The sequence below is a fragment of the Mesoplasma chauliocola genome, assembly GCF_002290085.1.
GTDB classification, from domain to species: Bacteria; Bacillota_I; Bacilli_A; order Mycoplasmatales; family Mycoplasmataceae; genus Mesoplasma; species Mesoplasma chauliocola.
Genome location: NZ_CP023173.1, coordinates 125421 through 137949, shown reverse-complemented (window position 1 = coordinate 137949; position 12529 = coordinate 125421). Strand labels below are relative to the sequence as shown.

The window sequence follows — 12529 nt, the reverse complement described above, 5'->3', positions numbered from 1 at the left end:
AAAGTCGTTCTCCTATCTATGATTTTTTGGATCTAATGAGTCAGCAAATACTCTTGCAGCTAAGAAGAATACAACTGAAACTGTCATAATAACTCCCATTGGAGCAATTAACAAGTTTGGATAAATTTGTCATTTAGTTTCGTTCATAACTTGATTTAAAATTTGACCTAATGAAGTTTGTCCTTCTGGTATAAAATCAAATGCTAAATATGCAAGTGATGCTTCAATTGAAATTGCAGTTGGAATTGCAAATGCAGCAGTTTGAACAATCACGGGTAAAATCTTTGGCATAATGTTTTTGTTTATAATTCTGTATGAACTTGAACCTAAACTTACTGAGGCAGTATTATAGTCAGTATTTTTTACTAACATAACTTGAACCCTAACCATTTGAGCAATACCTACTCATGCTTGAAGAGAAATAGCAAAAACAATTACTCAATAACCTTTACTATTAAACAAGAAAACCATTAATAATAACAGAATAAATTGAGGAACAATTGTAATAATACTTGCTACTTGAATAAAAATTAAATCTGATTTTCTAAAGTAACCCCAAATTGAACCTAAAACAACTCCAACAACAACTTGAATAAATGCAATTAAGAAAGCAAACATTAAGGTTGTTCTTGTTCCAGCTCAAACTCTTGAAAACAGATCTTCACCATTCATACCAATTCCAAAAATATGTTCTCATGATGGCAGTTGAGGATCAACTAATGTACTTGATGTGTTTTTATAATTTGTAACTTCAGGAACAATAAAAGCTAAAAGTAAAATTGCAACCAATATAAACAATGAAATCATAAAAGTTGGAGAAGTTACTAATAGTTTGAATACTGATTTTCAATAACTATATGGTTTTGAACTAAGTCTTTCACTTTCACTTGTTTGTTCTTGAACAATTTCAAACATTGCCTGATCAATTTCATCAAAATTTATTTTATTTTCTTTTTCAAATTTTTCTTTATCGATATTTGTCATATTTTATTATTCCTTTCTATCTTCCACTCAATTTTACTCTTGGGTCCATTAAAACCATGAATAAATCTGAAACTAATGATGCAGCAATTTTAACTAATGATGCAAATGTAATAAATGCTAAAATAACGAATGAATCTCTATTATTAACTCCTGCAATAATCAATTGTGACATACCTGGTATGTTTCATTGTTTTTCAGTTAAAATTGAGGCACCAAATAATGTAATTGCTAAATCTAGAGGCAGTTCACGTAAAATTCTTACACCTGCATTTCTAAAAATATGAATGTAGAAAACTTTTGTTTCACCTAAACCTTTTGCATATGCAAATTTTGTATAATCAGCAGTCATTTCATCAACAACATAACGTCTAGTCATGATTATAGTTGTTGGCGCCATTAATAAAATTAAAGCAACAACTGGTCAAAATCTTGTTCAAAATGATCCTGATGTAAAAATTGCTGAATGACCAAATACTAAAATTGAAGTTAAATAAACAGCAATAACAATAACAAGTGATGGAACTGCTAATAAGAAAGTTGAAGTTCCATTAATTGCAGCATCAGTTGTTTTACCTTTTCTTTTTGCTGCTTCAATTCCTAGTGGTATACCAATTAAGTAAGAGAAAATAACAGCAATACTTCCAATTGCAAATGAATATGGAATAGCAGAAGCAAACAATGTTGTTACTTCTGTTGAACCTGGCATTCCTAAAGCACTAGCTTTAACAACTCCAAGATTAACTCAGACAGTTTTATATGAAGCTATAATTGTAATTTGTGACATTAAATCTGCTCCGTAAATTGAAACCATTCCTTCATAAGTTAATCCATTCTCAATGGCTGAATTAATTCAACCTGCTTCAATAGAAGGAAGAGTTTCTGGGAATAAAACTTTTTGATCTACTAATACTTTTTTAGGAATAAAAGGTATTATATTTTTAAAATATCTTAACAATCTTTCAATTGCTGAACCATTTACACCAAAAAGTTCAAGTCTTGTTTGTAAGTAAGCATCATATTTAGGCCCTGATGTACCAATACCCATTTTCCCTAGTTCACTTACATCTGGTAAATATGACGAATCATCAGTTACAAAGTTAACTAAAAAGAAAACTATAGCAATACTTATGATTAAAGTTAATAAACCATAAAATATTCTTTTAAAAGAATATCCAATTAATGGATGTCTTCTGAAATATTTCGAAGTCTCTTCTTTTAGTTCTTCAAACTTATAAGAAGCTGTTCTTAAAAATGTTGGTTGTGCATAAATTAACTCTTCATTTAGGTCTAAATCTAGTAAATCTAAATTAAAGTTTTTTAAAGTGCTGTTGTTTTTTGTCTTATTCACGGTAATAACCTCCTTATATATAATATTTTTAATATGATAAACTAAAAGAGTATAGATGTCAATTGAAAGGAGAAATTATGGCTAAAAATGAATTAAAAAACCTTAAAAAATTAAGAAAAGAAGGTTTAGACAAGCATTATGAAAATGTAAATAAAGAATTAAATAGTGATATATATGCAGCGGAAAACTACACAAAGTTAAAAAATTGAAGAGAAAACAAAAAATTGTCTTGATATAGTTGAATAGCAATCATAGGTGTTACTTTACTTGGAATTGGGTTAAGTTTTGGTTTAGGTTATGCATTAAAAGATAGTGCAAGCGCAACAGGGCAAATTGAATCAGACTTTATGAAAGCAACTGCATTTGTAGCAACTGGTTATTTATTTTTATTAATATTAATCATATTTATAATTAACTATATTAGAAATAAAAAAGCTATTAATCACTTCAATGACAAGAGATTAAGATATCAAAAAACTTATTCAAAAGAAGAAGCAATTATATTAAAATGAAGAAATACAATAACTTTAAGTTTAATGCTAATTATTATTTTTACAATTGTTATGTATTGTATATAAAGTAAAAAACGGATTAATTAATTTGATCCGTTTTTATTATTGTTATTATTAGTTTTTGAATTATTGTTTCTATAGATATTCTTATTGTTTCTTGGTTTAAAGACATAGTCTTTACCATCATATTCATTTACAATAACAAGCACAATTGGTTGTTTGCCTGATTCTTGCTTAATTAAATTTTTGACTTTATTTGCAATATCTTTTTTAACTTCATTAACATCATATTTATTTGGAGATTCTTTAAATAAGCTTTGACCTTGTTGTAATAATGATTCTATTTCTTTTTGAATAATTTTGAAAATAGGATTTTCTTCTTTTATATAAAGAACTCCACGCATTTGTGTATCTATCATTGAAATTAATTCTTTATTTCTAGAATCAATAGTTGCTCCAATTATCATAACACCATCAGTTGCTAATAATTTTCTTTCATTCAATACTATTGCACCCACATCGCCAACTCCAGCTTGATCAACATAAGAATTACCTATTTCAATTTTCTTATCTGTAATTGAAATACTTGATTTTGAGATATTTACAACTTGTCCGTTATCAACAATAATTATATTTCTTTCATTAACACCAGCTTCAATTGCTGCCTTTTCAGCTTTTAGAGAATCTTTAAATAAAGACTTTACAGGAATAAAATATTTTGGGTTTAACATACTTGTGAAAACTTTAATGTCTTCATATGAAGCGTGCATTGTTCAAATGTTTCTATCACTTAAAGCTATTAATCTAGCATCAGTTCTAGCTAGTTCATCTAAAATTTGGGCATGTCTTTTTTCAACCCCAGGAGCTGGAGGTGTTGCTAAAATAATTAAATCTTTTTCACTAAATTCAACTACTTCATCATTTCCTGTGGCAATTTTAGCTAGTTTAGAATATAAAACATCACCGGTGCCTGAAATTATTAATAATCCGTTTTCTGATTTCATATACTCATCAACAGTTATTATATCTTCTGGAGCTATTTGTAAGTTCTCATTAATTAAATTAGATTTTAAGATTTCTGTCATTGTTCTTCCATAAACTGCTATTTTACGATTATTTTCCTTTGCCGCCATGCAAATTTCACCTAATTTAAAAATATCTTCTTCAAAAATTCCAATTGCTATTTTAGTTTTCTTTTCCTTAAATGAAGTAGAAATAAAACTTTCAATTTTATGATTTGGTACAGTAAATCCATTTCTTGAAGCATATTCACTGTCGGCTATTAAAGCTAAGACACCTTTTCTACCAATTTCATTGATGTGGTTAAAGTCTGTTGAAAAATATGATTGCTCTTTTCCATCAATGATGTAATCACCAGCATAAACAATAGTCCCTTCTTCAGTATGGAAAGCATAACCATATGACTGAGGTGATGCTGAAGTTGTTCTAAATACTTCAACTTTAACTTTTCCAAAATCAATAATTTGTTTATCTTTAACAACTTTAAAATTTTGATCTTTTGTGTTTTTAATGCGCATTCTTGAAATTTTAATTTTTCCTACAAGTTGAGTAATTTCATTACAATAAACTGGTACGTCCATTGTTTTTAAAATGAAAGGAACAGCGCCCATATTGTAACTTGCTGAGTTTGTTAAAAAGATTCCTTTAATTTTATTTTTATTATTTTTTAAATAATCTAGTTTTGGTGTAACAATATCTACACCTAAAATTCCTTTATCAGGATATTTAACACCGGCATCTAAAATGAATAGGTTATCGTCTATGTCTAAAACAAAAAGATTTTTACCTCTTTCATCTTGTCCACCAAGTGCCATAAATTTAATTTTTGACATTTAGTTTTCTCCTTATTATTTTTTAAATTAATATAATATTCACTAATCGCGATTAACGTTAGATTAGATCAGTTTTGCTTTTAAATATTTTAACATAATAAAAAATGACTAACGTCATTTAATTTAAATATTAATATTCCTTAACTGGTTCAACATCACTAAAAGCAATTTCAAGATTTGTATATCTACCAAACATTTCAATAAGTACAACAGCAACACCTTTTTCAAAGTCCATTGAACTTACTTCTCCTTCTTCACCAGCATTAATTCCTTCTTTAACTCTAACAAAATCACCAACTACAAATGGAGCTGTAAATAATGGCTTTTTAACTACTGCCTCATTTTCAGGTTTAATTTGTTCTTTTATAACCTCTGTTTTTGGAACTAACATTTCAATAACTTCATCAACTGTTAGTGGAAATGGTTTTGCCCCACGTCCTGATGAACCAATAAATCCTGTCACTCCTGGAGTGTTACGAACAACAAATCATGATTCTTCTGACATTACCATATTTATAAACAAGTAACCTGGAAATAAGTTTTTTTCCTTTTCTTTACCTGTTTTTGATAAAACTAATCCTTTTGAAATTTTAATATCAAAAACTTGGTCTTCCATTTTTTCTGCTTTAATTTTGTTTTTTAAGTCATTTAAAACTTTTTCCTCATGTCCTGTTTGTGAATTAACAACAAATCATTGACCTTTTGATGATAAAATGTCAGCTTCTAATTTTAATATTTCTTCTTTGTTCATATTTTCTCCTCTTAGTATGCTTGAATTAATTTAAACAGTGCTTCTATTCCTAATCCTATACAAAAGAATAACACTGCAAAAAATATCATAAACAGCAAAACAATTATATATTTCTTTTTCAAGTTATCTCAACCTGATCATTTAATTTTGCTTATTTCCTTAACAATTTTAATTGGTAATTCTTTAATTGTTAATTTTATATTTTTCTTTTCTTTTTGTTTTTTAACTTTGATTGATTTTTTTGTTTCTTTTGAAATTTTAATTTTTTGCTTTTTGCTTTTGCTTGACTCTTCTAAATTAATTTCAGAGTCAGTAATTTTAACTTCGTTTTCTAATAAAAGTTCATTATTTTTTTTCTTTGCCATTATCTTGTTTCCTTATGTAGAGTGTGTTTATTACACATTGAGCAAAATTTTTTAATTTCCAAACGTTCTTTTTGAGTTAAGCTGCTTTTGTTTATTGAATAGTTTCTACTTAAACAATCTTCACAAACTAAAATTATTTTTTTTGTAGATTTTGATTTTTGCATATTAACCCTCCAATCAAGTTTTATCTAATTAAAAAGGAGGGCTACCTCCTAATAACTATGTTAATTATACATTTATTATTTTAGTTTTCCAATATAATTGGCAACATGATAAAGAATTAAAGATGTGGCAACACTAGCATTGTATGAATCAATTGTATTTGAAGAAGGTATAAAAACATTCATATCGCTATTTTTCATAACCAATTCGCTCACACCTTTATGTTCATTTCCAATAATTATTGCTGTCTTATTTGCAAAATCAACTTTTCGCATATCAATTGAATCAGAATTTAAATGTGTTGAATAAATTCAAAAACCATTTTTTTGTAAATCTTTAATTGCGTTACTTATATTTGTAACTTTGCTTATTTTCATATCATAAACAGTGCCAGCTGAAGTTTTAACAACAGTTGAATTTACTAAAACTTGTTTGTGATCTAATATAAGAATGCTATCTACCCCTAAAAGACTAGCACTCCTTATAATTGCACCAAAATTATAGGGATCTTGAATTTGATCTAAAATTAAAACTAATCCACTTTCCAAATCCTTTAATTCATTAAGTGATTCACCAAAAGGTTTATAATTGAATTCTTTAACTTCTGCAACAACACCTTGATGATTAGCTTCGATACCAATTAAACTTTGAATCTCTTTGTTATCAGTATGAATTATTTTAAAAAAATGTTGATCTATATCAATTTTAAAGTCACTTGAAATTCAAACTCTTTTAACTAAATTTGGATGCTTTTTAATGAATTCATTAACAGCATGCCTGCCATAAATTAAATCTAAATTTTCCATTTTATAAAACCTCCATTTTAATTAATTCATTTCTTAATAAATCTGCATTTTCAAAATCTTTTTGAGTTACTTTTTCTTTTCAATCTTTGTATAATTTCTCTTCTTCTTGTGTAACTACTGTTTTAATACTGCATGAAATTCCTAACGTACTTAAGATATAGTTAAGAGAGTTAATTTTCAAACTTAACAATGAAAAGTCTTTTGACAAAATAATTTTATTAATATCTTTCAAAATTTCTTCTATTAAAGTGAGTACTCTTGATGTATTTAAGTCATCACTCATATATTGATTAAATTGTTCAATATAAGAAAAATCTATTTGCTTATCTAATTTTAAAGATTCAATTATTAAATTTTGTTTAATTTTTTTTGAAAGGTTATTTAATTTTGTAATAAATTTTTTGCCTTGTTCAATTAAATCATCTGAAATATTTAGCGGTTGCTTATAGTGTGTTGTTAAAAAAACTCATCTTAAAATGTCAGCTTGATAATTTTCTAAAAAATTGGTTAAAGTCATTGCATTTCCAATTGATTTACTCATTTTTTCACCATCAATTGTCAAGTGACCATTATGCATTCATATATTCGCTAATTCTTTATTGTTTTTTGCTACATATTGAATTCTTTCATTTTCATGATGTGGGAATTGCAAGTCAATTCCTCCAGAATGAATATCAATTGTTTCGCCGTCAAAGTATTCATCAATAAGAAGCGCACATTCTGTATGTCAACCTGGTCTACCTTTTCCGAAACTAGAATCGAACTTAATCCCTAAGTTTGTTTTTTTTCAAACAGAAAAATCTAAAGAGTTTTTCTTTTTAAGGTCTATCTCAACTCTATTTCCTGAAATTAAATCATCAATTTTTTTATTAGACAATTTGCCATACTCTTTTTGATATTTTGAAATATCAAAATAAACATCACCATCAATATTATAAGCTGCTTCTTTTTTAACTAAAATGTTAATAAAATTATTCATCTCATTAATCTTTTCACTTATAGGTATAAGCTTATTTGGCATTCTTATATTAAGCTTATTTAAATTATCTAAAAAGGCACTTAAATATTTATTTGTTATTTCCTTTTCAGTAGTATTTTCAGAAATTGCTTTTTGAATGATCTTGTCATCTATGTCAGTTATATTTTGTAGAAAATTTACTTTAATTCCATTTGTCTCAAGAAATCTAATTAAAGTATCCATTAAAAGAATTGGTCTTGCATTACCAATATGAATGAAGTCATAAATCGTTGGACCGCATGAATAAATGTTGATAGCTTTTTTATTAATATGCTTTTTATTTTGTGATAAAGTATCAAATAGTTTCATAAAAGTCCTTTCTTTTATATTTTATTTGTTTTTAATTAAAGGTCTAAGCACATAATAAACAGTTGATAATAAAATTGTATTAAAAATTATTTTGACCGGTATTTGTACAACCCTCAAGGCAACCATGCTTATATAACCATCACTACTATTTGATGTAAGCAAACTTGAATCTCCTCAAGATGCCACTAAAACAGTAATTAAAATTTCTGTAACTATGCATATTAAAAATGTCGGTAAAATTATCTGCAATCATCTTTGTTTTTTTAATAATATGAAGATTCCACAAATCGCATAACATAATCCTAACATTGCGCACATCATAAAAATAAATATTGTTGGGATCAATTCTTTTTTAACAGCTAAACCAAATAATTTTACTTTTCCATCTTCTGCTGGTAAATATTGTAATGTGTTATATAAGAATATTGTCGCAAGCAGAATAAATACAGTTATAACTAAAACTGTCACTCACTGTTGTTTAGACTTTAACTTAAATGCAAATGAAGAAGTACCAGCTCAAAATCCAAATCCGATAGCTACTATGAAATATGCGGGGTGTATAAATGATGGAATAAATAGCATAGTAAGTAATTCTGTAATTAAACCTACTATTAACCCAATTATTGGTCCAAAAATCATTCCTGTTATTTTGATCATTATTCCTTCAAAAGCAACTCTAATTGGAGGGAAAACCGTTATTGGGGCAACTAAAGAAATAACAACTGTTACTGAAACAGAACATGCAATCATTATTCCCATATAAGTAATATTTTTAGTATTAAAAGTTGGAGAAATAAATAATTCACCTTTTTTAACTAAATATTTTTTGTAAAAAAATGAGCCTAATCAAAATAATATTAAGCATATAAAAGTCAACAAACTTGAAGCGTATGCTAAATGATTTTCTGACATCAGCCATTGTAAAAAATAATTCATCATATCCCCTTTCAAGTAAAATACTTATATATATTATACTTATATTAATTTGTTTTTGCATTTTTAAACAAAAAACGTATTGTGCTAATAAAAAATGATGTAGATAAATACACCATTAATTACTATTTTCTTGCTTTTCTTGTTTTACTATTTTTAAAGATTCTATTTTAAAATCATTAAATTTTTTATTTGTTGGTGTCATATTTTTGTCTGGTCTTTCTGTAAAAGCTTTCCCATCTTCTTGAAAACCTAAAATATTTTTTGAATTAAATTGATATCCAGCAAATCTTCAACCTACGTAAGGTTTTCTATCCTTTGTATTTATTAGATTTTGATTTTTATCAATTTCTGTTGTAAATCCCAATACTGGTTTAAATGCAGCGTTTAAACCAGAAACTTCAACATCAAGAATGTAATCATTACCCCTTGCCTCACCTGTTCTCAAATCTCTGTCATCATTATATGTAATTTGCATTTTTACATTTTGCATTGGAATTAAAGCATAACCGTATGCATAAGGAGTATAAGTGTAAGATGTTACATTATTATTTTTATCTTTGTTTTCTTTTTGAACATATTCAAATTCAATACCTTGTTCGCTATCATTTGAAGATGAATCTTGTGAATTCAATATTTCACCTTGTTCATGTTTTTTATTTTCTTCTGATTGTTCTGTTACTTGATTAATAGTAATATTATTATTTAAATTTGAAATTGTTTCGTCTAAACCATTTACTTCTGAAATGAATAATTGAGAATATGGATCAACACCAAAGTTTGTACCTAATATAGTTTCTTCATATTTATCATTATCTATCGCTCATTGGTTTTTATAAATTTCATTTGAAACATAATTTTTGTCTTCTCCAGATGTTCAAGTTTTTTTTGTATTTTCATCATAAGTTCCGCTATTATCTTCTGATTCAAATAAGTTAACTTTTCCATTATAAACTGATAAATTTGTGTCAATTTTTACATCAGTAATTCCTTGATTTTTTGAACTATCAAACATTTGATTAATATAATTAATAGTATCATCATCCAATCGCTTATCTGCACCATTTTGACTTCATTGACTATATCCTAAAATTGAAGCAACTTGTGTTACATTTTCATAGTAAGCTTTTACTTCAGCTTCATTTTTACTACTAATTCCTGCTGTTCTGAATTGCCCATCAGCATAAATACCTTTATCTTTAGTATCATCATTTGTATATAAGTACTGTCAAACTCTTTGAGAGTTTTTAGTTACATTTAAATTTGCATTGTAAAATAAAGAATTAATTATGTCTGAAACAATAGTTGAACCAAAAGCTCCATAAGCACCATCTAAAGCTTTTTTCACATCTTCTTCTTTATTTTCGTAATTTTGGTTCTGTTCATACTCTCCTGTAATTTCATTAAATTCGTACTTTAAAGACTCTAATGTTTTTCAATTGTTAAAGCTAATGTCAAATGGATTTGTTAAAACTTTACATGAAACTAAACTACTTGTTGCTGAAGAAGCTACTGTTAACGCTGTAATAATAGATAATAATTTTTTCATAAATCCTCCTTATGAGTTTATCTTGAATAATTATAACAAAAAAATGGGATTTATCCCACTTTAATTACCCTTTATCCATGAATTTACCATGGCCTTTATCAAACAAAATATTTATTGTTCCTGTTGCACCATTTCTATGTTTAGAAAGAATTAAATCTGTTGAACTAACTTGATCAACAATTTTGTTTTCTTCTTCATTAGGGTCCTTATGTTTATAATAATCATCACGATATAAAAACATAATAATATCTGCATCTTGTTCAATAGCCCCTGAGTCACGTAAGTCTGACATAATCGGTCTTTTATCTTCACGCTTTTCAACACTTCTTGATAATTGAGATAAGCAAACTATTGGAATCTTTAATTCCCTTGCAACTCTTTTAAGTTGTCTTGAAATATTTGAAATTTCATTTTGTCTATCACCATTACTATTGGTTGAACTAATTAATTGTAAATAGTCAACAACACAAAATTTAACATCATGATCTCTTTTTAATTTGTATAACTTTGATTGTATTTGTTGTACTGTTATTCCAGGAGTATCATCAATATAAATTGGCAATTGAGAAACAATTTCTTTTGAAGCTAGTAAATTACTTCATTCTGCCTTTGAAATATTTTTACCAGTTCTCAATTTGCGAGAATCAATTTTTGAAACCATTGTCATGATTCTTTGAGTTAATTGTTCTGCTGGCATTTCTAATGAAAAAACTGCTACACCATTTTTATGCCTTGCTGCATTATATGCCAAGTTAAGTGCAAAAGCTGTTTTCCCCATACTTGGTCTAGCTGCAAGGATAATTAAATCACCTTCTTGTAAACCTGAAGTAATTTCGTCTAACTCATATAAGTCAGTAGGAATACCAGTAAGAGATTCACTTCTTTTTTCTAACTCTTGAATTTTTTTAATTAATAATTCAGTTGAAGAATGAATACTCTTAACATCATTTTTTTGTGCATTTAAATCGATCTTTAAAAGTTCTTTTTGCATTTCATTCATTGATGTTTCAATATCCATTTGTTCTTCTTTTCTTAAATTTTGAACACGTCTTAAAGCTGCATCAAACTTTCTAGAAGCACTGGCATAAAAAATTTCTTCAATAAAATTTTCAATACCTTCATCTGAAAAGAAATCTAGTGCAATGTCTTGCAGTCTTTCGATTCCGCCAATTTTTTCTAAATTACCTTTTTTCTCAAGTTGATTAGCAACTGAATTAATTGTTACTTCTTTACTTTCTGATTGAAGATCAATAATAGCTTGAAAAACTGTTTTATATGTTGAGTCTAAAAAATCATCAGCAACTAATCCTGTAATGATATCAGGTAATGCATTTGGTGAATGCATAGCAATTGCCAATACCATTTTTTCAATAGCATATAAATTGTTTTCGCTCATATCTTTTCTACTCATTTTACACACCTTGAATTTCTACTTTTAATTTTGCTTCAACACCATAGCCAAGTTTAATAACTAAATAATGTAGGCCAATTTGATTAAGATTTTTAAAACTAACAAACTTTCTTTTATCTAAATCTAGTTTATATGATTTTTTTAGTTGATCTACAACATCTTGATTAGAAATTGAGTGAAATGCTTTTCCTTCATTAATTTGTAGTTTGAATTTTAAAGTTATTTCTTCTAATAAAGTTTTAAGTTGTTTAGTTTCAGCAATAGCCAAATCATTCTCTTGCTGCTCAACAATTTTTCTATTTTTTACAGAGTTAACACTACCTTCAGTAGCGATTTTTACTAGTCCTTTTGGAATTAAAAAGTTTCTTGCATATCCGTCACTTACTTCCTTAATCTCATCTTTTTTTCCTTGACCTTTAACATCTTTTAAAAATATCACTTTCATATGACAGCCTCCTAAATTTTAACTTAATTATTATTATAAAGAAGTTTAATTTAATTAATATATTTCTAAATATTTTCATTTTA

13 protein-coding genes are annotated in these 12529 nt (G+C 27.0%); 1 reads left to right on the top strand and 12 read right to left on the bottom strand.

The window, feature by feature from the left end:
• Positions 1 to 12: 12 nt before the first annotated feature.
• On the bottom strand, positions 13 to 984 hold the full coding sequence (oppC, locus tag CK556_RS00550; protein ID WP_027875762.1) for an oligopeptide ABC transporter permease OppC: 972 nt from the start codon (positions 982 to 984) through the stop codon (positions 13 to 15).
• A 16-nt stretch (positions 985 to 1000) separates the two neighbouring features.
• The gene (oppB, locus tag CK556_RS00545) at positions 1001 to 2332 is read right to left on the bottom strand and encodes an oligopeptide ABC transporter permease OppB (RefSeq protein WP_027875763.1); all 1332 of its coding nucleotides are present in this window, start codon (positions 2330 to 2332) and stop codon (positions 1001 to 1003) included.
• A gap of 77 nt (positions 2333 to 2409) precedes the next feature.
• Here oppB and CK556_RS00540 point away from each other — a divergent pair, with 77 nt between their 5' ends.
• On the top strand, positions 2410 to 2910 hold the full coding sequence (locus CK556_RS00540) for a hypothetical protein (RefSeq protein ID WP_027875764.1): 501 nt from the start codon (positions 2410 to 2412) through the stop codon (positions 2908 to 2910).
• 17 nt (positions 2911 to 2927) lie between these two features.
• Here CK556_RS00540 and CK556_RS00535 read toward each other — a convergent pair whose 3' ends face one another.
• The 10 genes from CK556_RS00535 to rplI all read right to left on the bottom strand — a co-directional run bounded on the left by CK556_RS00535 (position 2928) and on the right by rplI (position 12446).
• Positions 2928 to 4697, bottom strand: coding sequence for a ribonuclease J (locus CK556_RS00535; protein WP_027875765.1), 1770 nt, complete (start codon positions 4695 to 4697; stop codon positions 2928 to 2930).
• A 130-nt stretch (positions 4698 to 4827) separates the two neighbouring features.
• Positions 4828 to 5448, bottom strand: a complete 621-nt coding sequence (nusG, locus tag CK556_RS00530; RefSeq protein ID WP_027875766.1) for a transcription termination/antitermination protein NusG — start codon at positions 5446 to 5448, stop codon at positions 4828 to 4830.
• An 11-nt stretch (positions 5449 to 5459) separates the two neighbouring features.
• The gene (gene secE / locus CK556_RS00525) at positions 5460 to 5813 is read right to left on the bottom strand and encodes a preprotein translocase subunit SecE (RefSeq protein WP_051412774.1); all 354 of its coding nucleotides are present in this window, start codon (positions 5811 to 5813) and stop codon (positions 5460 to 5462) included.
• A complete protein-coding gene (gene rpmG / locus CK556_RS00520) occupies positions 5813 to 5977 on the bottom strand; it encodes a 50S ribosomal protein L33 (protein ID WP_027875768.1) in 165 nt (54 codons plus the stop codon). Before rpmG ends, secE begins: the two co-directional genes overlap by 1 nt.
• Positions 5978 to 6052: 75 nt before the next feature.
• Entirely contained in the window at positions 6053 to 6781 is a 729-nt protein-coding gene (rlmB, locus tag CK556_RS00515) for a 23S rRNA (guanosine(2251)-2'-O)-methyltransferase RlmB (protein ID WP_027875769.1), read from the bottom strand.
• A 1-nt stretch (position 6782) separates the two neighbouring features.
• Positions 6783 to 8108 (bottom strand): cysteine--tRNA ligase, encoded by a 1326-nt coding sequence (gene cysS / locus CK556_RS00510; RefSeq protein ID WP_027875770.1) that lies wholly within the window; start codon positions 8106 to 8108, stop codon positions 6783 to 6785.
• A gap of 21 nt (positions 8109 to 8129) precedes the next feature.
• Positions 8130 to 9044, bottom strand: coding sequence for an ECF transporter S component (locus tag CK556_RS00505; protein ID WP_027875771.1), 915 nt, complete (start codon positions 9042 to 9044; stop codon positions 8130 to 8132).
• Between the two features lie 115 nt (positions 9045 to 9159).
• Positions 9160 to 10590 carry a hypothetical protein gene (locus tag CK556_RS00500; RefSeq protein WP_027875772.1) on the bottom strand — a complete coding sequence of 477 codons (1431 nt, stop codon included), beginning with the start codon at positions 10588 to 10590 and terminating at the stop codon, positions 9160 to 9162.
• A 64-nt stretch (positions 10591 to 10654) separates the two neighbouring features.
• Positions 10655 to 12001, bottom strand: coding sequence for a replicative DNA helicase (gene dnaB / locus CK556_RS00495; RefSeq protein WP_036246787.1), 1347 nt, complete (start codon positions 11999 to 12001; stop codon positions 10655 to 10657).
• A 1-nt stretch (position 12002) separates the two neighbouring features.
• Positions 12003 to 12446 carry a 50S ribosomal protein L9 gene (gene rplI / locus CK556_RS00490; protein WP_027875774.1) on the bottom strand — a complete coding sequence of 148 codons (444 nt, stop codon included), beginning with the start codon at positions 12444 to 12446 and terminating at the stop codon, positions 12003 to 12005.
• Positions 12447 to 12529 lie beyond the last annotated feature (83 nt).